This window comes from Pseudoxanthomonas sp. PXM02 (genome assembly GCF_014851805.1).
GTDB lineage: Bacteria > Pseudomonadota > Gammaproteobacteria > Xanthomonadales > Xanthomonadaceae > Pseudoxanthomonas_A.
The window spans coordinates 89,651-108,639 of record NZ_JACVAK010000004.1; the positions used below are offsets into that span (position 1 = coordinate 89,651).

Sequence of the window (18,989 nt, forward strand, 5' to 3'; positions counted from 1 at the left end):
CACCTCGATAGGTAATTGTGTCGCCCATAGCCCGGGAGACGGCGGCCCGGCGGACGGCCTGCAAAGCAGGTCGGACACCACGCGATACGGTAGGTAAACCGCTGCGGACACAAGCCGGAATCGCGTTTCCGGCCGCAGATCCGGCAAGGCCGGACGCAGCGAGCCGCGCATTATGCCGATGTTTCCCTTGTGCCGCAACCACTTAGGGCAGATCCGCCCCTCCTACAAGGGCGCGGATGCGTGATCGGGGAAGGTGGGTCCGGGCCCACCCCGCCTCAGGGCGCGGCCGCCGCCGGCTTGGCCGGGCCGGCCTTGCTCTCGGCGATGAAGGCGCGGATCTGGCTTTCCAGCACCGGGAGGGTCACCGAGCCCTGCTTCAGCACGGCGTCGTGGAAGGCCTTCACGTCGAACTTCGGCCCCAGTGCCTGCTCGGCCTCGCCGCGCAGGCGGACGATGGCGATCTCGCCCAGCTTGTAGCTCAGCGCCTGGGCCGGCCAGGAGATGTAACGGTCCACCTCGGTGGTGACCTCGTGCTCGGACAGGGCGGTGTGGTCGCGCAGGTAGGCCAGGGCCTGGTCGCGGGTCCAGCCCTTGTGGTGCACGCCGGTGTCGATGACCAGGCGGGTGGCGCGCCACATCTCGTAGGTCAGCCGGCCGAAGTCCTCGTAGGGCGTCTCGTAGATGCCCATCTCCTTGCCCAGCTTCTCGGTGTACAGCGCCCAGCCCTCGCCATAGGCGGAGATGTAGTTGTCGCGTCGGAAGGCGGGCTGCTCGCCCTGCTCCTGCGCCAGCGCGGCCTGCAGCGAGTGGCCCGGCGAGGACTCGTGGAGCGTCAGCGCCGGCAGGTTGTACAGCGGACGCGAGGGCAGGTCGTAGGTGTTCAGCCAGTACGTGCCCAGGCCGCCACGGCCCGCGGTCCAGAACGGCGCGATGTCGGCCGGCACTTCGACGATGGTGAAGCGCCCGCGCGGCAGCGTACCGATGTACTTGCCGACTTCGCCGTCGACGCGCTTGGAGATCCACGCGGCGCGGTCGAGCAATTGTTGCGGCGTCTTCGCGTAGAACTGCGGATCGGTGCGCAGGAAGGTCAGGAACTCGGCGAACGTGCCCTTGAAGCCGGTCTGCTTGATGACCTCCTGCATCTCGGCCTGGATGCGCGCCACTTCCTTCAGGCCGATCTGGTGGATCTGCTCGGCGCTGAGGTCGAGCGTGGTGTATTCGCGGATCTGCTGTGCGTAGAACGCCTTACCGCCGGGCATGGCTTCCGCCGCCAGCGTGGTGCGTGCCTGCGGCACGTACTCGCTGCGGAAGAAGGTCAGCAGCGTGCCGAACGCCGGCACCACCTGCTGGCTGATGGCATCACGCACTTCCTTGCGCAGCGCCTCCTGCTCCGCAGCGGGAATGCTGGCGGGCATCTTCTTGTAGGGCGCGTAGAACGTGGACTGTTCCGGATCCTTCAGATCCGCGACCGCGGCGATCGACACGTCGCGGCCGTCGAGCACCGCGCGCGGCACGGTGAAGCCGCGCTTCAGGCCGCTGCGCATGTTCGCGATGTGCTGGTCGAAGTAGCGCGGCACGTCGCGCAGGCGCGCGGCGTAGGCGCGGTAATCGTTCGCCGTCTTCATCGGGCGGCGCGCCATGAACGACAGGTTCGACCAGAACGACGAGTCCGAATTGAATGGCATCTCGTAGGCGCCCAGACGTACTTCGTCGACCAGGTTCTCGACCTGTGGGCGATAGATCGCCAGGTTGATGCGGTTTTCCGGCGACAGCGCCTTGGCGTCGATGCCGTCGAGGTCCTTCAGCACCTGCTCCCACACCTTCAACCGTGCCTGCTGCGCGTCGGCGCCGACGTCCGGCAGGCCGCGTTTGTCGCCGCTGGTGTCGGTGTCTTCGTCGGCCTGGCCGGTCTGCTCCTGGCGCCACTTCCACTCCTTCTCATACAAGGCCTGGAAGCGCTTGTCGGCATCGGACGGAGCGAAGGCGAGCGCGTGCAGCGGGGCGCAGGCGAGCAGGAGGGCGGCGGTGCGGAGGTTCAAGGCGTACATCCGGTGGAAGCGGAAACCGGATGGTAATGCAGGGCCGATGTGCCCGTCCGGGCGGTAACACCCGTCCTTGTGGGAGCGACGTAAGTCGCGATAGCGGTGAGGCAGACGCGCCGATCGGCAAAAGCTCGCGACTTACGTAGCTCCCACAGCCGGCATCCTGCGCGCGTCAGGCCTTCGGACGCAGGCGCTCGAGCACGCCGTCCAGCGTGTCCAAGTCGGTGTACTGGATGATCAGCTTGCCCTTGCCGCCGCGGCCGTGGGCGATGGTGACGCGGGTGCCGAGGCTCTCGGACAGTTCGGTCTCCAGCGAGGCGATGTCGGGCTGAGGCGCAGCCTTGGTCGGCTTGGCTTTCTTGCCGGTGACCGGCACCTTGCCCGCGGCGAATTGCTGCGCGCGGTGCTCGACTTCGCGCACCGACCAGCCCTGTTCGGCCGCATCGGACGCCAGCTTGCTGGCCAGGTCCGGCGACAGTGTCAGCAATGCACGTGCGTGGCCCATTTCCAGACGACGCGCTTCCAGCAGCGCGCGGATCGCCGGCGGCAGTTCCAGCAGGCGCAGCAGGTTGGACACGGCGGCGCGCGACCGGCCGACGGCTTCCGCCGCTTCGGCGTGGGTCAGCGAGAATTCGTTGATCAGCCGCTGCAGCGATTGCGCTTCTTCCAGCGGATTGAGGTCTTCGCGCTGGATGTTCTCGATCAGCGCCATCGCGATGACGGTGCGGTCGTCCAGTTCGCGCACGACCACCGGCACTTCGGCCAGGCCAGCTTCCTGCGAGGCGCGCCAGCGGCGTTCGCCGGCGACGATCTCGAACTTGCCCGGCGACAGCTCGCGCACGACGATCGGCTGGATCACGCCCTGCGCCTTGATCGATTCCGCCAGCTCGGTGAGCTTGGAGGCATCCATCTGCATGCGCGGCTGGTACTTTCCCGGTTGCAGCTGCTGCACCGGCAACGTGCGCAGCGCTTCGCCCGGCTGGGCTTCCGGCGGCGGCGTCTCGGCGGCCTTCGGGCCGAGCAGGGCTTCCAGTCCGCGACCCAGGCCGCGTTTCTTCGGGGCGCTCATCACGCGTGCTCCATGTGCTTCTGTTGCTTCTTGCGGTCGGCCGCGCGGCGCAGGATCTCGCCGGCCAGGCCCAGGTAGGCCACGCCGCCGCGCGAGGCGCGGTCGTAGCCGACGATGCTCTGGCCGTGGCTGGGCGCCTCGGCCACGCGCACGTTGCGCGGCACGATGGTGCGGAACACCTTGTCGCCGAAATGCGTGGTCAGTTCGCCGGAGACGGCGTTGGCCAGGTTGTTACGGATGTCGAACATCGTGCGCAGCACGCCTTCGATCTCCAGGCCGGGATTCAGGCGCGCGCGCAGCGCGTCGATGGTTTCCATCAGCGCCGACAGGCCTTCCAGCGCGTAGTACTCGCACTGCATCGGCACCAGCACCGAGTCGGCCGCGGTCAGCGCATTGAGCGTGAGCAGCGACAGCGCCGGCGGGCAGTCGATGATGATGAAATCGTAGTCGCCACGCAGCGGTTGCAGCGCGCTCTTCAGACGCTGCTCGCGACCGTCGGATTCCATCAGCTGGATTTCCGCCGCGGTCAGGTCGATGTTGCCCGGCATCAGGTCGAAGCCTTCGGCCGTGGTCACCACCGCCGCCTTCGCTTCCACCTCGCCCAGCAGCACGTCGCAGGTCGAGGCCTCGACCTCGCGCTTGTCCACGCCGCTGCCCATCGTCGCGTTGCCCTGCGCATCCAGGTCGACCAGCAGCACCCGCTGCGGCGCGCGCGCGAGCGCGGCGGCCAGGTTCACGGCGGTGGTGGTCTTGCCGACACCGCCTTTCTGGTTGGCAATGGCAATGATGCGGGCCATGCGAGGGCGCCTTATCGGATACGGGGTGAGGGGGGATTATGCGGGCTCGGGAGCGGGCGTGCGAAATCATCCCAACGGACGCGCGGGCTGCGTCCGGTCATCGGGCCGCGTTCCCCAACGACGACCCCGAGGGGCGCTCAGTCATATCAAGGAGTTACGCCGCGCGCACCGGTGCGGTGCGCGGTTCAGTCGCGGCGAACGACGACCATGTGCCGTTCGCCGACCAGGCCCGGCACGGTGAGGGGCTCGATGGTGGCCACCGACCAGCCGGCAGGCAGGGCGGCGATCTCTTCGTCGGGTCGCACGCCCTTCATCGCCAGCAGCGCGCCACCGGGCTTCAGCAGATGACCGCCGACCTCGATGATGCCGGCGAGCACGTCGAGTGCGCGCGCAGTGAGCGCGTCGTAGGCCTGCGGTTCGTCGAGTGCTTCGGCACGCGATTCCGCCACGCGCGCGTTGTCCAGTTTCAGCGTGCGCACCGCTTCGCGCAGGAAGCGCGCCTTCTTGCCGTTGCTCTCCACCAGCGTGACGCGCAGGCCGGGTTTGGCGATCGCCAGCGGAATGCCGGGCAGGCCGGGGCCGGTACCGAGGTCGGCCAACGCACCGCCACCGGCGGCGAGATCGTCGACGAACGGATGCATCGCCAGCGAGTCCAGCAGATGGCGCGTGACCATCTCGCGCGGGTCGCGGATCGCGGTGAGGTTGTAGGTCTTGTTCCAGCGGTCGAGCAGGGCCAGGTAGGCCAGCAGGCGCGGCGCCAGCGCGTCGGCATCGAGGCCGAGTGCGGCAAGCCCGTGGTGCAGGGTGTCGCGCAGGTCGGCGGGAAAGGCGGTGTCGTTCATCGCGGCATTATCGCAGGCCTTCGCGCCGGCCCCGCGGGTGCCAGGCCAGCGCGGCGCGATAGTCCGGTTGCGGTGCCCACTCGTGCAGGCGCCAGTCGTCGGGTCGGCCCAGCCCCGGATCGCACGCCACCAGGCGGGGAGATCCGTCGCCGAGCGCCACATGGAAGCGGTGCAGGCCGAAGGAAATGCCCTGGCCGTGCGTCTTCAGCACCGCCTCCTTGCAGCACCACAGGCGCACGAAGGCCAGCAGGCGCGCATCGTCGTCGACCGCGCGCAGCCACGCGATCTCTTCGGGGTGGTAGAAGCGCTCGGCGACTTCCATCGCGCGCGGGCGCGGGCGCAGGCGTTCGATGTCCACGCCCAGTTCCACGTCTTCGCCCAGCGCCAGCAGCAGCGCGTCGCCGCTGTGGCTCCAGCCGGTCTCCAGGTGATGCAGCGGCGCGATGAAATGCGGCCGCCCCTGTGCGTCACGGGTGATCGGCAGGGCATGCGGCGGCTGTGCGAGGACCTGTGCAAGCTTTTCGCGGGCAGAGGGTTCGCCGCGCTGACGGGCGGCGTGCGGCAGCAGCCAGAGCGACACATCGTCGAGCCGCCAATCTGCGGGGGCGTCACGCCAGTTCACGTTCGGGCATCCGTCGCGTGGTGCGGCACAGCGTGCATGCCCGCAGGGTTGGCGTTATGAAACGCAGGCACGGACGCTTCCCCCATGTGGAATAACGACGGCTTCACGTCGTAGGTCGAAGATTCAAGCGTGCCCCGCGTCGTGGGGCCTTGTCCATTCAAGGGAGGAAGCGTCATGAGTCCTACAGGTATTCTGATCTATCTGATCGTGGGTGGCATCGCCGGTTGGCTGGCCAGCATCGTGATGAAGCGCGACGGGTCGCAAGGCATCATCCTGAATGTGGTGGTCGGCATCATCGGTGGTTTCCTCGGCGGCTGGTTGCTGCCGACGCTGGGACTTGGACTTGGTGGCGGCTGGGTCGGCTTCCTGATCACCGCGTTCATCGGCGCCGTGGTCCTGCTGCTGATCGTCAACCTGTTCACCCGCGGTCGCGCGAGGTAGCGGTCCCGCCGCGCTCTACCTGCAGCGCGATGGAAAGGGCCCGATCATCCGGGCCTTTTCCTTATCGCGTCAGTGCGCGGGTCTGTCCGCCACGATCCGCGTGTAGACGACCGCATCGTCGTCCTCGGATGCGGCGCTTTCCATCGGTGACTCTCCGGACGGCACGTTGCGGACATAGTGCTCGGCACGGCGGTAGTGGTCCGCGTCATCGAACGCCAGCCAGAAACGGTGCTGATGGCTGCGATCCGCCACCTGCAGGTTGGTCCCGTCGACGAACTCGAAGCGATAGCGACCCTCTTCATCGATCCCCTCGAAGCGCAGTCTCGGCTGGTTGCCCTGCGGGCAATAGTGCGTCGCCAACAGGCGGTCGCCGTCCAGCGCATAGAGCGTCATCGACTCGCGCGTGGGCGACAGGGTCCAGGTTTCCACCAGCGTGCTGCCGCCAGCGGTGAGCCGGTAGCTGACCGTGTGTTCCCTGCCGCTGGGAAATACGCCGCGCCACTCCCCGACAAGGGATTTGAGTTGAGCGAACGCAGCCTGCGCCGGGGTGTCGTCCGCGATGGCCGGGAGCGGCCATGAGAACGCGATGAGTGCCGTACAGAGCGCGCGACGGACGCGGATCGACAACGGTGTGGCAATGGCGCGGTCCGGAGCGGCCGCACGCGGAAAGCGATGCATGAAGGTCCTTGTGGGTGCTGCCTCAGTGGCCGTGGCAGCGTAGTGCGGGACCCGCTGTGAGATGACGGCGTCGGCGTTCGTCCTGGCGACGCACAGCCACTCTTCGTCGCAAACGTGGCGAGGCGCAGTGCTTCCGATCAGCCGCCCAGCCGCACCCACGCCGGTGCGTGGTCGCTGGGGCGATCCCAGGTGCGCGGCTCGCGATCGATGCCGGATTCGACCGCACTCGCACGCAGCGCATCGGACACCAGCGTCAGGTCGATGCGCAGTCCCAGGTTGCGGCGCAGGCCGCCCATCCGGTAATCCCACCAGCTGTAGACGTTGGCTTCGTCGCTGTGCAGGCGGAAGGCATCGTGCAGTCCAAGGCCGTAGAGGCGCTGCAGCGCCGCGCGCTCGGCGGTGGAGGTGAGAATGTGGTCGTCGTTCCAGACCTTGGGGTCGAACACGTCGCGGTCGTCGGGTGCGATGTTGAAGTCGCCCATCACCACCAGCTTCGGATGCGCCTGCAGTTCGTCGGCGATCCAGTCGTGCACGGCGTCCAGCCAGCGCAGCTTGTAGGCGTACTTGTCGGTGCCGACGTCCTGGCCGTTGACCACGTACAGGTTGATGATGCGTACATCGCCGACGGTCGCGGCGATCACGCGCTTCTGCTCGTCCTCGAACCCGGGAATGCCGATGTGCACATCGCTGATCGGCTCGCGCGACAGCAGTGCCACGCCGTTGTAGGTCTTCTGCCCGGCGAACACGCTGCGGTAGCCCGCTTCCGCCAGTGCGGTATCGGGGAAGCGGTGGTCCTCCAGCTTCGTCTCCTGCAGGCCGACGACGTCCGGTGCGAACGTGCCCAGCCACTGCGTGAGGTGCGGCAGGCGCACGTTGAGCGAATTGACGTTCCAGCTGGCGATGCGCATGTTCGTTGTCAGTGTGCCCGGGACGAGGCGTGAGTCCGCGGGCGCATCTTACCGCGCATCACTTCCGGCGAGCGGCGGGCTGGCCCACGTGGGGCCAGCCCTTCCACTCAATGCCTCAGAACGACCAGCTGAGGGTCACGCGGACGTTGCGGCCCGGCTGCGACCAGCGACCGATGCCGGCGGCGCTGGTGGAGCCCGAGAACACCGCATTGCCGGCGCCGGCGGTACGCACGCGGTTCCACAGGTAGTACTCCTTGTCGAACACGTTGTAGACACCGGCAGTGAGATGCAGGTTCTTCGTGATGTCGTAGCTGCCGAACAGGTCCAGCAGCGTGTAGGCGCGCGCCTTGTAGGCGTACACCGGCACCACTTCCGCGCCGTAGCTGGAGTTGGTGATGCTGCGACCGTAGTCCGAAGGATCCTTGTCTTCCTGGTGGGTGACGTTGGCGGTGACGTTCCAGCGCCGCGAGGGTGCGACGTAGTTCAGGCCCAGCACGGCCTTGGCCGGGACGATGCTGCCCAGCGGCTCACCGTCGTTGTCTTCGCCTTCGTTGTACGAGTAAGCGAGACGCGCCATCCAGTCGTCGGCCAGCAGCCACATGCCCTCGGCTTCGATGCCCTTGACCTTCACTTCGCCGCGGTTGATCGGCATGGTGTAGATGTAGCCGTTGGTGATGACCGTCTGGCCGCCCACGACGGTGCTGTACTGCACGGTCGGGTCGCCGACGAAGTCCGCAGTGTCGATGAAGTCGCTGTAGGTGTCGTGGAAGGCCGACACGCCCAGGCGCAGGCGGTCGCTGCTGTAGCGCCAGCCCAGTTCGAGGTTGAGGCTGCGCTCGGCATCGAGATCCGGATTGCTCTTGCCGTCCGGCACCGTGACCGTGGCACCGTCGGAGACGCGCGTGACCTGCGTGGTGGACGAGGTGCCGTACATGTCGTTGACGCTGGGCGCCCGGAAGCCGCGGCCCACCTGCGCCCACAGCGACTGCGTGTCGGTGATGCGGAAATCGGCGCCCAGGTTCCAGGTCGGCGAACGGAATTCGGACACGCCGACGCTGCCGCCGCCGTCCGTGTAGCCGGAATCGCCGTCCGAGCCGGGGCGCGCCTTCGGCGTGTACTTGTAGCTGTCGTAGCGCAGTCCGCCGGTGAGCGTCAGGCGATCTTCCAGCAGGCGGATCTTGTCGCGGGCGTAGACCGTCCAGGACGTCTCGCGGGTATTCGGCCACAGCGAGGGATCGGTATCGCGGCTGACCAGCTGGCCCGCGTTGTTCCAGCGCGAGTCGACCGAGTTCCAGTCGATGTCCGCCTGCTGCCAGGCCGCACCGTAGACCAGTGCGTGGCGCACGCCGCCGGTTTCGAACGACTTGTCCAGGTCCACGGCGGCGCGGTCGCGCTCCTGCGTGTCCCAGCGGAACTCCTGTCGCGAACACAGCGCCGTCACCGAGCAGCGCGTGTTGCCTGACATGCCGCTGGCGACCAGCACGTTGGTCTGGCCCTGGATGTAGTTCTCCTGGCGGTCGACCGTCGCTTCCAGCGTGTCGAAAGCCGCCACGCCGGCCTTCCACGTGTACTTCACGCCATAGCGGTCGCGATCGCTGCGGTCCACCGCGGAACGCTCGTAGTACGAACCCGTACCGTCGCTGCGGGTCCAGTTGTTCACATGGCCGGTGGTGCGCGCGCGCTCGTAGATCAGGCCGAACGTCTGCGTGTCGCTGATCAGGAAATTCGCCTTGGCCAGCAGGTTGTCGCTTTCGCGATCGATGGGATCCGGCGTGCGACGGCCCGGGCCCATGCGGTTGATCGTGGTGTCGTAGAACGATTCGGTTTCGTGGCCTTCGCGCTTGGTATAGACCAGCAGCGATTCGAACCGGCCGGTGCGGTTGGCGAAGGTCAGCGTGCCGGCGCTCTCGTCGTTGCTGCCGGTGTACGCGTACTTGATCGCACCCGCGGTGTCGTTGCCGGTGGGCGCGAGGAAGTCGGATGGATCCTTGGTGGTGAACATCACCGCACCGCTCAGCGCGCCGCTGCCGGCGGTGATCGCGTCGGCGCCCTTGATGATCTCGACGCTCTTCACGGCTTCCATGTCGACGCTGCCACGACCCGAGCGGAAGAACTCATAGGGCTGGTAGGTGCCGGGGTCCATGCTCTGCGGGAAGCTCAGGCCGTCGAGCGTGATGGAGACGCGGTCGGCTTCCAGGCCACGGATGTTGAAGCCGTTGAAGCCTGCGCGGCCCAGGTCGACCATTTCGACGCCCGGCACGTAGCGGATCGCATCTTCCATGCTCTGCGCACCCTGCTGCTGCAGATCCTTGCTGCTCAGGGTGGTGACGTTCTGGTTGGTGGACTGCTGGCGCTCACGCTGGGCCTTGACCTCGATGGTATCCAGCGTCTGCGCGCCATTCGGGTCGGCGGGCGTATCCGCGTGGGCGGGCAGCGACAGGCACGACGCGATGGCCAGCGCCAGCAGGTGGGGGGACAACTTCATGGTGTGACTCCACAGTCAGGAAATAACATGCGCTTCGATGGGAGCGCTCCAATCCTGGCTGCGGCCGCGATGGCGGAAGTACGTCGCTGGGATGGCGCGGGATCGCGCCGTTGAGAAGGAAAAGCGGCTACGTCTTGTCGTAGCGCAGCAGCAGGCGGCCGATTTCGGTCGTACCCTGGTGCTGCAGGGGCGAGGCGCCGCCGCCCAGCGGGAAGGGCAGCGCGATGTCTTCGTGTCCGCCGTGCTCGCGTGCGGCTTCAACCCGCAATACGTAGCGTCCGGCCGGCATCGGTTCGCCACGGTCGTCGCGGCCATCCCACGCCAGGGTGTAGTGACCGGCTGCACGGGTCGGGCGCGCAATGCCGAGGGCGCCGGCCGGATCGTTGCGGCCGTAGTGACGCCACCAGCGCGGCAGTTCGCTCAACCAGCGCGAGCGGTCGCCCAGGACATGCAGCTGACGCACCGCGCGTCCGTCCTCGCGTTCGATCCACACCGCGAGATAGGGCTTGCGGTAGCGGTCTGCCTTGATCGCGGGGATTTCATAGTCGATGACGACGGTCGGGACGGCAGGCGAAGGCGCGGCCTCGTCCTTCACCAGAGCTGCCGGCCAGCGCGCCGATGCAAACGGAATCCCGGCGTCCGACACCACCAGGGCGGCGGCGCCGTCGATGCGATCCACCAGGGCAATGCCCTCGCGGATCGGCATCACGCTGAGGGCGGTCGCCAGTGCGTCGGCGGTGGCGGCGTCCGTGGCGATGACGGTGGCAGTCGGCGCGTAGCTCACGGGCCAGCCGTCCTGCGGATCGAGGATGTGGCTCAGGTGCCGCCGCCCGATGGCGTAGCCGCGACTGTGATGGCCACTCGCCGCGATGGCTTGCGAGGCCAGTCGCACGTGCGCGATGCCGGGCTGGTTGTCGATGGGCTGCTTCGGGTCGGCGACGTCGACGCGCCAAGCGTCACGGTTTTCCGGATGACCCCAGTAGACGGCGTCGCCGCCGATATCGATGCGGATGCCGGAGGCCTTCGGTGCAGCGCGCCGGGCGCTCGCGAGCGCGCGATCCAGAATGTAGCCCTTGGCGATGCCGTCGACATCGAAGCGCAGGCCGGCAGCCGGATCCAGCGGGCCGTCCGTGGGGGCGGGCAAGGCCGACAGTGCGCGTGCCTGACGACGCAGCGCCGCCCGTTCGGGCAACTGATCGCTCGCGTCCGCCTGGCGCCATTGCGCGATCAGGCCGCCGAGACGGCAGCTGAAAGCACCGTCCGTCTCGATCCGCCAGCGCTCGCATGCCGCCAGCACGCCTGCAACGGCGTCAGGCAGCCGCTCGGTGCGCAGGTGGCCGTCGTTGTAGTGCGACAACGCACTGTCATCGCGCCAAGTGCTGAGCTGCTGTTCGAGCCGGGCGATTTCGTCCAGCGCGGCATCGACCGCGCGTGCGCCGCGTGCGCCACCGCCGTCGACCTGCATCTCGAACGACGTGCCCAGTACGCCCTCGCGCTGCACCTGCACCGGTGCGGCCATGAGGCCTGGGCTGACCAGAGCCAGCCACAGGCCCATCCCCTGGAGCCTCATCGACACTCGCATCCCCATGCGATCTTCCGCCTCAGTTCGCGGCAGGCCGCTCTGTACGCGGCGGGGGCGGCAGCTTGGCGTCCGCAGCATCGACCACGCCGTCGTGGTTGCGGTCTGCCGCATCGAACGTGCGCTTGCCCGACACCTGGTACTCGGCGAACGTCATCTTGCCGTCCTTGTCGGTGTCCAGCGCGCCGAAGCGCACACGCGTCTGCTTGTCCGAGCCGCCGGTCTGCGTGGCGATGTGGCGATCGAGGCGGTCCTCGTACTCGGCCAGGTACTCGTCCCGGCCCAGGCGCCCGTCACCGTTGGTGTCGGTGCGCGTGAACTGCGTGGTGCGCGCCTGGTCGAACTCGCTGCGCTCCACCTTGCCGTCGCCGTTGCCGTCGTACAGCGCCAGAAAGCCTTCGGCTGTATGGCTGCTGGGCAGTGCCAGGCGGTTGGGGCGGCGGTCGAATCGTTCGGCAGCGGCCTCGGTCTTCGCGTCACCGTCCTTGGCGTCCTTGCTGCCCGCCAGGGCCTTCTGCCCCTCCGTCCAGACGCGTTCGCCGGACGCGTCGAACTCGGCACGCGAGACGTGGCCGTCCTTGTCGGGGTCCAGCGCCGCGAAGCGACGCCGGGTCTGCTCGACCTGTTCGCCCCGACCCTGTTCCATCTCCTCGCGCATGCGGTCCTCGAACTCCTGCACGTACTCCTCCACGTCGACGGTGCCGTCGCCATTGGCGTCGGTGGCGTCGAAACGGTCGCGGCGGAAGGCGTCGAACTCCTCCCACGTCAGGCGGCCATCGGCGTTCGCGTCATGCTGCGCGATGAAGGCGGTGATGTTGTTGCCATGGCCGCCGACGAGCGGACGCGGCGCGGGCCCTTGCTGGGCGAAGGCGGGGGCGGACAGCAGCGCGCATGTGCACGCGCTGGCGAGCAGGCCAGGTTTCATGGAGGTCTCCGGTGAAGTGGGGGGTTACTGTTCCAGCACGCGGAACGTCAGCGTGTAGCTGTTGCTGTATTCGTCGACCGGCCCGCCGGCCGGGGCCTTGGTGCGATAGCGCGTCAGCGCGAGCCAGGTACCGGCGCGTTCCAGCTTGATGCTGGCCTTGCCCTGCGCGTCGGTCAGCACCGTCACCACCTGCGGCTTGCGGTCCGAGGTCCACACCGCTTCGGTGACTTCCACTTTCTGGTCGGCCAACGGCTTGCCGTCGTACTGCACGGTGAAATCGAACGTCTCGCCGACGAACAGATCGTTGGGGTGGGTGACCGGCACCAGTTCGATGCCCTTGCCGCGCGGCTGCAATGCGGCCTGCCCGGGTTCTCCGACGGTGACGTAGGTTTCAGCCAGCGTCAGCGACTGGAAGTTCGAGATCACCTTCGCACCCGCCGGGATCTTCGCCGCGGGATCGCGCGAGCTTTCCTGCTTGCCGTTGAGTTCCCAGGTGCGGAACAGCGCGCCCAGGCGCGGCCCGGTGCTGAAGCGGTAGGTACCGGTCGTGCCCTTCGGCAGCGTGTGCTCGGCCACCGCGCGGACTTTCAGCAATTGCACGCTGTCGAGCGCGGCTTCCTTGCCGTCGGGACCGATGACGGTGAAGCGGCTGTTGTCGAAGACCGTTTCAGGAACGAAGAAGGTCTCGGCGAACGCGGCATCCAGCGCGACGGTGTCGCCCGCGCGTGGCGCGAACGTGCTGGGAGCAAGGTAGGGCGTGTGGGCCGAAGCCGATGCGGCGAAGACGCAGGCGAAAATGCCGGCGAAGAGGGGCGCCAGTCTCATGTGCGGGTCCTGTCAGACGGTGAATCGCTGGCGGGACCGGGAGAGACGGTCGAGTGCTGGCTGAACGCGTGAAGTATGACGATGAATGAGTCGTCACACAACTGAATCGCGTCCTCCGCATGCGGCGGAGGTCATCGGAATCAGCCGTCCGCGTCGGCCGCCATCGTCACCGCATGACCCGCTCCCTCGCCGTCGCGCATCAGCCGCGCGGCCATCCACGCGGCCAGCAGCATCATCGCCATGCCGAACACCGCGATGGCGCGCATGGCACCGGTGAAGGCGGTGCGCGCGGTGTCGGCGACGACCGTGCCCGCCGTGCCGCCGAGCTCGCCGGCGACCGTCACCGCGCCCCCCAGCGTCGACAGCGCACGCACGGCATCGGCCTCGCCCAGCGTCGCGGGCAGGGCGGGGTCCAGCCACAACCGGTAAGCCAGCATGCCGGCGCTGCCGAGCACGGCGATGCCCAGCGCACCGCTGAGTTCGGCGCTGGTCTCGGCGAGCGCCGATGCCGCACCTGCGCGCTCCGGCGGCGCGGTGGTGATGATCAGTTCGTTGCCGACGGTGAACACCGGCGCCATGCCCAGGCTCATCGCCAGCATGCCGGCGATCAGGATCCACAGTCCGTACGGTGGCGCCACCAGCGCGGTGATGCCGAAACCGAGCGCGGCGAACAGCAGCCCGCGCACCATCACCCGTCGCGCGCCCCAGTGCCGGGCCAGCCGCGGTGCCAGCAGCGACCCGACGGTGAAGCACAGCGACCACGGAATCGTCGCGATCCCGGCCTGCAGCGGCGTCAGGCCCAGCACCAGTTGCAGGTACTGGGTCATGAAGATGTACACGCCCATCATCGACAGGCCCGCCAGCGCGTAGGCGACGATGGCGGCGGAAAACGCGGGCCGTTGGAACAGGGTCACGTCGAGGAAGGGATAGGGCAGGTGCTTCTGTCGCCGCACGAACAGTACGCCCAGCGCAATACCGACCAGCAGTACGGCGATGCCGCGCGGATCGATGCCGTACTCGGCGATGCGCTTCAGGCCGTACACGCCTGCGAGCACCGCGAACAGCGACTGCACCATGCTGAGTGGATCGAGTTTGCCGGCGTCGGGATCGCGGTATTCGGGGAGCAGCTTCGGACCCAGTACCAGCAGCAGCACCATCACCGGCACCGCCGCCAGGAAGGCTGCGCCCCACCACCACCATTGCAGCAGCAGGCCGCCGACCAGCGGCCCGATGGCACCGCCCACCGAGAACGCCGCGATCCACACGCCGATCGCGAACTGCCGTTCGTGCTCGTCATGGAACATGTTGCGGATCAGCGACATCGTCGAGGGCGCCAGGGTGGCGCCGGCCACGCCCAGCAGCGCGCGCATCGCGATCAACATTTCCGCGCTGCGCGAGAACGCGGCCAGGACCGATGCCGCGGCGAACGCGGCCGCGCCGATCAGCAACAGCTTGCGCCGACCAATGCGGTCGCCCAGCGTGCCCATCGTGATCAGGAAGCCCGCGACCAGGAAGCCGTAGACATCGACGATCCACAGCAACTGGCTGGCGCTGGGGTCCAGCTCGGCGCTGATGGCCGGCAGCGCCAGGTTCAGCACGGTCAGGTCCATCGCGTAGACCATGCAGGGCAGGGCGATGATCGCCAGCCCGATCCATTCGCGGCGGGTGGCTTTGGCAGGTACGGAAGAGATCGACATGGGAGTCCGTCAGCAGCGTGTTATCCCGTACGACGAACGGGCGGAGCGGCTTTCGACCTGGAGTGGCGCTGCGGCTCAGCCGCCTTCCACGTCCACCCGGATATGCGGGAAGTGCGTGGCCAGGTCCTTGGCCCACTGGATCGCATCGTAGGGGACGCCACGCTCGGACGGGAAGCGCAGCAGCGCGCCATCGTGGTCGTAGAGGAAAACGCGGTCGTCGCTCTCCTCCGGGCGTTGCACGCGGATCCTCGCGATCCGGTCCAGCGTAATCGCGTGTTCGCCAGGAGCGATCTCGTCGTCCCACCACCACAGCGTGCGAGTATCCAGATCCAGTCGGCTGCCCCAGCGACGCACATGCACCAGCATCGCCAGCGCGGTGCCGGCAAACACGAAACCCATCACGAAGACCACCGGTACCAGCCAAGGGGCGCACTCGCGCCCACTGGGGTCGCAGTTGCTGGCAGGGTCCACGGTCAGGCCGGCGTATACGAACATGCCGCCGACCAGCAACAACATGTAGACGCGCAGGTCAGTGCGGGTGCTGCTGCGGAGGAGCTTGCGCATGCGTGGCTAGCGGATGATGAAATCGATGAACCGCGCGACCTTCGAGTACGGCGGCTTCAGCAGGTCGCTGCCGGCGCGGCGCGGCTGCCACAGCACCGGCAGCGCCTTGCTCATCGCATCGAACCCCGAGCGACCGTGGTACGCGCCCATGCCGCTGGGGCCGATGCCGCCGAACGGCAGTGCGTTGATGCCGAAGTGCAGCACCGTGTCGTTGACGGTCACACCGCCGGCCAGCGTCGTGCGCAGGATCTTCTCCACCCGCGCGCGGTCGTGGCTGAAGGGGTACAACGCCAGCGGCCGGTCGTGCGCGTTGACGTAGGCCAGCGCTTCGTCCAGCGAGCCGACCGTGCGGATCGGCAGGATCGGGCCGAAGATCTCGTCCTGCATCACTTTCGCGTCGTCGCCCGGCTCGATCACCACGGTCGGTGCGAACAGGCGCTGCGCGCGGTCGTGCTTCGCCGCGAGCGGGATGACCTCATGGCCGCGCTGGCGCGCGTCGTCCAAGTAGCCGTCCAGGCGCGCGAACTGGCCGTCGTTGATGATGCGGGTGAAGTCGCCGGCGTCGGACAGATCGCCGTAGCGTGCAGCGACCTCGTCCCGCAACGCCTGCACCAGCGCGTCACGGCGTTGCGGGCCGACCAGGAGCACGTAGTCCGGCGCGATGCAGGTCTGCCCGCCGTTGAACCACTTGCCGGTCGCCAGTCGCGCCGCCGCCTGGTTCACGGGGAAATCGTCGCAGACGATGGCCGGCGACTTGCCGCCCAACTCCAGCGTCAACGGCGTCAGGTTCGGCGCGGCGGCGGCCATCACCTTGCGGCCGACCGCGGTGGAGCCGGTGAACACCAGGTGGTCGAACGGCAATGCGGCGAACGCGCCCGCCACCTCGGCACCACCGGCGGCGACGCTGATGCGTTCCGGCGGGAAGACCTCGGCCAGCAGCGAGCGCAGGAAGGCGGTCGTGCGCGGCGTGTGTTCCGAAGGCTTCAGATAGACATGGTTGCCGGCGGCGATCGCGGTCGCCAGCGGAATCAGCGCCAGGTTGACCGGGTAATTCCACGGCGCGATCACGCCGACCACGCCCACCGGTGCCTGCCGGATCTCGGCGCGCGCCGGCCAGAAGCGCCAGCCGACGCCGACACGCTTCGGTTTCATCCAGCGACGCAGGTGCGAGGCAAGGTGGTCGATCTCGTTGAGCACCGTCATGCCGTCGGCGATCAGCGTTTCATGGCGCGAGCGGTGGCCGAAATCGGCGGCGATGGTGTCGGCCATCTCCGGCAGTCGCCGCTTCAGCGCATCGCGCAGCCGCTGGAGGTCGTCGCGACGCTGCGCGTAGTCGGGCTTGCGCGCCTGCCAGGCCTCACGCAGTCGCTGCAGCGTGGGGGCCAGGTCGGCTACCGGCGTATCGCCGTCGGGCTCGGGTGCGTTGCTGGCGGGAGCGGAGGCATCGTCCGTCGTCGCCGCCGCGATCGCGGCGTTGGCAGCGGTGATGGCCGCATTGGCGGCGGTCGTGGCGGCGTGCGGGAAGGTCGTCATGGGCCGAGTGTATGCCTTCCCTTTCGGGCCGGCGCACTACAATCCCGGCATGGATACGAAGATGACCGCCCTGCGCCCCTACCTTGACCGCTTTCCCGTCCTCGGGCCGCGTGTCTATGTCGACCCCGCCGCCACGGTGATCGGCGATGTCGAACTGGCCGAAGACGTCTCCGTCTGGCCGGGCACCATCCTGCGCGGCGACGTCAACTTCATCCGGGTCGGTGCGCGCACCAACGTGCAGGACGGCACCATCGTCCACGTCAGCCACCACAGTCCGTACAACAAGGCCGGCTATCCCACGCTGATCGGCGCCGACGTCACCATCGGCCACGGCACCATCATCCATGCCTGCACTGTCGAGGACCTCTGCCTGATCGGCATGGGCGCCTGCATCCTCGACGGTGCGACGGTGAAAAAGTACGGTTTCCTCGGTGCCGGTGCGGTGCTGGGTCCGGGCAAGGTGGTCGGTGAAGCCGAGCTGTGGCTGGGCAATCCCGCCCGCTTCGCACGCAAGCTCACCGACAAGGAAATCGAGAGCCTGCATTACTCGGCCGGCCACTACGTCAAGCTGAAAGACCGTTACCTGTCGCCAACATCCCCGACGGCATGATGGCCGGCGGCGCGCCCCGCGCCGCCTGGGAGAAACACATGGCCTGGAAACCGGACGGCTACACCTCGGTGGCCCCGTATCTCGTGGTCGATGGCGCGCAGCGCACGATCGATTTCCTCAAGACCGTGTTCGGTGCCGAGCCGCTGCGGATGCATCCCATGGGCGACCGGCTGGGGCACGCGGAAGTCCGTATCGACGACACCGTGCTGATGCTGGCCGACCGCATGGATGGGTGGCCGCCCATCGCCAGCCACGTACATCTCTATGTACCCGACGTCGATGCGACCTGGGCGCGCGCACTGGAAGCGGGCGCGGAGCGTGTGCAGGCGCCGGGAGAGAAAGGCGACGGTGATCGCCGCGGCGGCTTCCGCGATGCCGGCGGCACCACCTGGTGGATTTCCACCCAGGTGGCGTAGCGCGGGTCAGCGCGTGCGCGACGGCGGCAGCCACCGTTCCAGCACATGGAACGCGAACGCGGTGGCGAGCGCGGCGGCCAGGATGACCACCAGCGTGATGCTGACCTGTCCGTAGCCCAGCTTGTCCGCATTGAGGAAGGGATACGGGTACCAGCCCGTCAGTGCGCCGTGCACCATCGTGTAGGCCAGCCATGCCGTCGGCCAGATGAAAGCGAGCGCGATGGTGCCCATGTCCACCCGCGGTCGCGGACCCAGCAGCAGCCAGCCGACCAGCGTCCACACCGGCGAGAACTGGTGGAAGCCGGCATTGATCCACACGCCGATGCCGACCGGATGGATCAGTCCCGCCAGCAACGTCGCGGACACCACGCCCGTCACTGCGATGCCCAGCAGTCCATCCAGCCGCAGTACGCGCCAGAATTTGCCGTCGCGTTGCGGATCGATGACCAGGGTGATCGCCGCGGCAAGCACCAGCAGATTGCTTTGCACGGTGAAGTAGCTGAAGAAGCGCAGCAGCCGTGTCGGTAGCGGCACCGGTGCCGCGGAGGGCGCGGTGTTCACGTCCGCGCCGCCCGCGAGCAGCAGTACCAGCTGGGCGATCACGGTGGCGGCGATCGCCACGGCGAGGATCAGGTTCCAGATCCGCTGCATGCGGCGTCTCCTAGGGAGGGGAAGCGGTGACCGGGGCGGTGGCGCGTTCGAGCGCGGCCAGCAGCGCCATCGCGTCCTGCCAGCTGGCGCCGCACATGTCGGCGCCGGGCTTCAGCGTGCCGCAGAACGCCGGGCGCTCGGGCTTGCCAAACAGCCGGCAGCGCAAGGCTTCGTCCAGCTGCACGCATGGCACACCGGCCGGCTTGCCCTGCGGCATGCCCGGGATCGGCGAGGTGATCGACGGCGCGGTACAGCAGGCGGCGCAACCGGATCGACAGGAGAAGGCGGTATTCACGATGACGCGC

19 protein-coding genes are annotated in these 18,989 nt (G+C 68.0%); 3 read left to right on the forward strand and 16 right to left on the reverse strand.

Annotation, left to right across the window (positions count from 1 at the left end):
* Window positions 1–275: 275 nt before the first annotated feature.
* The 5 genes from IB225_RS17500 to IB225_RS17520 form a co-directional block, all read right to left on the reverse strand.
* Window positions 276–2,039: a DUF885 family protein gene (locus tag IB225_RS17500; RefSeq protein WP_345776643.1), complete on the reverse strand. Its 1,764-nt coding sequence runs from the start codon at window positions 2,037–2,039 to the stop codon at window positions 276–278.
* Between the two features lie 175 nt (window positions 2,040–2,214).
* Window positions 2,215–3,111: a ParB/RepB/Spo0J family partition protein gene (locus tag IB225_RS17505; RefSeq protein WP_192273861.1), complete on the reverse strand. Its 897-nt coding sequence runs from the start codon at window positions 3,109–3,111 to the stop codon at window positions 2,215–2,217.
* Window positions 3,111–3,908: an AAA family ATPase gene (locus IB225_RS17510; protein ID WP_192313197.1), complete on the reverse strand. Its 798-nt coding sequence runs from the start codon at window positions 3,906–3,908 to the stop codon at window positions 3,111–3,113. The genes IB225_RS17505 and IB225_RS17510 overlap by 1 nt, the downstream gene beginning before the upstream one ends.
* Window positions 3,909–4,093: 185 nt before the next feature.
* Window positions 4,094–4,750, reverse strand: a complete 657-nt coding sequence (gene rsmG / locus IB225_RS17515) for a 16S rRNA (guanine(527)-N(7))-methyltransferase RsmG (RefSeq protein ID WP_192313199.1) — start codon at window positions 4,748–4,750, stop codon at window positions 4,094–4,096.
* A gap of 7 nt (window positions 4,751–4,757) precedes the next feature.
* Window positions 4,758–5,372 (reverse strand): 4'-phosphopantetheinyl transferase superfamily protein, encoded by a 615-nt coding sequence (locus tag IB225_RS17520; protein ID WP_192313201.1) that lies wholly within the window; start codon window positions 5,370–5,372, stop codon window positions 4,758–4,760.
* A gap of 174 nt (window positions 5,373–5,546) precedes the next feature.
* Here IB225_RS17520 and IB225_RS17525 point away from each other — a divergent pair, with 174 nt between their 5' ends.
* The gene (locus tag IB225_RS17525) at window positions 5,547–5,813 is read left to right on the forward strand and encodes a GlsB/YeaQ/YmgE family stress response membrane protein (RefSeq protein ID WP_192313203.1); all 267 of its coding nucleotides are present in this window, start codon (window positions 5,547–5,549) and stop codon (window positions 5,811–5,813) included.
* A gap of 69 nt (window positions 5,814–5,882) precedes the next feature.
* Here the strand turns inward: IB225_RS17525 and IB225_RS17530 are convergent, their stop codons facing one another.
* From IB225_RS17530 to IB225_RS17570, 9 genes are all read right to left on the reverse strand, one after another.
* On the reverse strand, window positions 5,883–6,491 hold the full coding sequence (locus tag IB225_RS17530) for a hypothetical protein (RefSeq protein ID WP_192313206.1): 609 nt from the start codon (window positions 6,489–6,491) through the stop codon (window positions 5,883–5,885).
* A gap of 137 nt (window positions 6,492–6,628) precedes the next feature.
* Window positions 6,629–7,399: an exodeoxyribonuclease III gene (xth, locus tag IB225_RS17535; protein ID WP_192313209.1), complete on the reverse strand. Its 771-nt coding sequence runs from the start codon at window positions 7,397–7,399 to the stop codon at window positions 6,629–6,631.
* 115 nt (window positions 7,400–7,514) lie between these two features.
* Window positions 7,515–9,884 carry a TonB-dependent hemoglobin/transferrin/lactoferrin family receptor gene (locus tag IB225_RS17540; RefSeq protein ID WP_192313212.1) on the reverse strand — a complete coding sequence of 790 codons (2,370 nt, stop codon included), beginning with the start codon at window positions 9,882–9,884 and terminating at the stop codon, window positions 7,515–7,517.
* Between the two features lie 127 nt (window positions 9,885–10,011).
* A complete protein-coding gene (locus IB225_RS17545) occupies window positions 10,012–11,454 on the reverse strand; it encodes a DUF2271 domain-containing protein (protein ID WP_192313215.1) in 1,443 nt (480 codons plus the stop codon).
* Between the two features lie 31 nt (window positions 11,455–11,485).
* On the reverse strand, window positions 11,486–12,388 hold the full coding sequence (locus tag IB225_RS17550; protein ID WP_192313218.1) for an EF-hand domain-containing protein: 903 nt from the start codon (window positions 12,386–12,388) through the stop codon (window positions 11,486–11,488).
* Between the two features lie 24 nt (window positions 12,389–12,412).
* Window positions 12,413–13,213 (reverse strand): DUF4198 domain-containing protein, encoded by an 801-nt coding sequence (locus IB225_RS17555; RefSeq protein ID WP_192313221.1) that lies wholly within the window; start codon window positions 13,211–13,213, stop codon window positions 12,413–12,415.
* A gap of 140 nt (window positions 13,214–13,353) precedes the next feature.
* Window positions 13,354–14,910, reverse strand: a complete 1,557-nt coding sequence (locus IB225_RS17560) for an MFS transporter (protein WP_192313224.1) — start codon at window positions 14,908–14,910, stop codon at window positions 13,354–13,356.
* A gap of 75 nt (window positions 14,911–14,985) precedes the next feature.
* On the reverse strand, window positions 14,986–15,474 hold the full coding sequence (locus IB225_RS17565) for a hypothetical protein (protein WP_192313227.1): 489 nt from the start codon (window positions 15,472–15,474) through the stop codon (window positions 14,986–14,988).
* 6 nt (window positions 15,475–15,480) lie between these two features.
* On the reverse strand, window positions 15,481–17,007 hold the full coding sequence (locus IB225_RS17570) for a coniferyl aldehyde dehydrogenase (RefSeq protein WP_192313230.1): 1,527 nt from the start codon (window positions 17,005–17,007) through the stop codon (window positions 15,481–15,483).
* Between the two features lie 61 nt (window positions 17,008–17,068).
* Between IB225_RS17570 and IB225_RS17575 the strand changes: the two genes are divergently transcribed.
* Together IB225_RS17575 and IB225_RS17580 are read left to right on the forward strand one after the other, a co-directional pair.
* On the forward strand, window positions 17,069–17,617 hold the full coding sequence (locus tag IB225_RS17575) for a gamma carbonic anhydrase family protein (protein ID WP_192313671.1): 549 nt from the start codon (window positions 17,069–17,071) through the stop codon (window positions 17,615–17,617).
* Window positions 17,618–17,655: 38 nt separating this feature from the next.
* A complete protein-coding gene (locus IB225_RS17580) occupies window positions 17,656–18,033 on the forward strand; it encodes a VOC family protein (protein WP_192313233.1) in 378 nt (125 codons plus the stop codon).
* A gap of 6 nt (window positions 18,034–18,039) precedes the next feature.
* On the opposite strand, the gene IB225_RS17585 is transcribed toward IB225_RS17580, so the two are convergent.
* On the reverse strand, window positions 18,040–18,684 hold the full coding sequence (locus tag IB225_RS17585) for a Pr6Pr family membrane protein (protein ID WP_192313236.1): 645 nt from the start codon (window positions 18,682–18,684) through the stop codon (window positions 18,040–18,042).
* A gap of 10 nt (window positions 18,685–18,694) precedes the next feature.
* A complete protein-coding gene (locus tag IB225_RS17590; RefSeq protein ID WP_192313239.1) occupies window positions 18,695–18,979 on the reverse strand; it encodes a YkgJ family cysteine cluster protein in 285 nt (94 codons plus the stop codon).
* Between the last annotated feature and the right edge of the window lie 10 nt (window positions 18,980–18,989).

What these genes read in the sequence shown, in the direction of transcription:
- IB225_RS17505 (WP_192273861.1), bottom strand. Translation starts at nt 3,111, where the DNA reads ATGAGCGCCCCGAAGAAACGCGGCCTGGGTCGCGGACTGGAAGCCCTG.
- IB225_RS17510 (WP_192313197.1), bottom strand. Translation starts at nt 3,908, where the DNA reads ATGGCCCGCATCATTGCCATTGCCAACCAGAAAGGCGGTGTCGGCAAG.
- rsmG (WP_192313199.1), bottom strand. Translation starts at nt 4,750, where the DNA reads ATGAACGACACCGCCTTTCCCGCCGACCTGCGCGACACCCTGCACCAC.
- IB225_RS17525 (WP_192313203.1), top strand. Translation starts at nt 5,547, where the DNA reads ATGAGTCCTACAGGTATTCTGATCTATCTGATCGTGGGTGGCATCGCC.
- IB225_RS17530 (WP_192313206.1), bottom strand. Translation starts at nt 6,491, where the DNA reads ATGCATCGCTTTCCGCGTGCGGCCGCTCCGGACCGCGCCATTGCCACA.
- xth (WP_192313209.1), bottom strand. Translation starts at nt 7,399, where the DNA reads ATGCGCATCGCCAGCTGGAACGTCAATTCGCTCAACGTGCGCCTGCCG.
- IB225_RS17540 (WP_192313212.1), bottom strand. Translation starts at nt 9,884, where the DNA reads ATGAAGTTGTCCCCCCACCTGCTGGCGCTGGCCATCGCGTCGTGCCTG.
- IB225_RS17545 (WP_192313215.1), bottom strand. Translation starts at nt 11,454, where the DNA reads ATGAGGCTCCAGGGGATGGGCCTGTGGCTGGCTCTGGTCAGCCCAGGC.
- IB225_RS17550 (WP_192313218.1), bottom strand. Translation starts at nt 12,388, where the DNA reads ATGAAACCTGGCCTGCTCGCCAGCGCGTGCACATGCGCGCTGCTGTCC.
- IB225_RS17555 (WP_192313221.1), bottom strand. Translation starts at nt 13,213, where the DNA reads ATGAGACTGGCGCCCCTCTTCGCCGGCATTTTCGCCTGCGTCTTCGCC.
- IB225_RS17560 (WP_192313224.1), bottom strand. Translation starts at nt 14,910, where the DNA reads ATGTCGATCTCTTCCGTACCTGCCAAAGCCACCCGCCGCGAATGGATC.
- IB225_RS17565 (WP_192313227.1), bottom strand. Translation starts at nt 15,474, where the DNA reads ATGCGCAAGCTCCTCCGCAGCAGCACCCGCACTGACCTGCGCGTCTAC.
- IB225_RS17570 (WP_192313230.1), bottom strand. Translation starts at nt 17,007, where the DNA reads ATGACGACCTTCCCGCACGCCGCCACGACCGCCGCCAATGCGGCCATC.
- IB225_RS17575 (WP_192313671.1), top strand. Translation starts at nt 17,069, where the DNA reads ATGACCGCCCTGCGCCCCTACCTTGACCGCTTTCCCGTCCTCGGGCCG.
- IB225_RS17580 (WP_192313233.1), top strand. Translation starts at nt 17,656, where the DNA reads ATGGCCTGGAAACCGGACGGCTACACCTCGGTGGCCCCGTATCTCGTG.
- IB225_RS17585 (WP_192313236.1), bottom strand. Translation starts at nt 18,684, where the DNA reads ATGCAGCGGATCTGGAACCTGATCCTCGCCGTGGCGATCGCCGCCACC.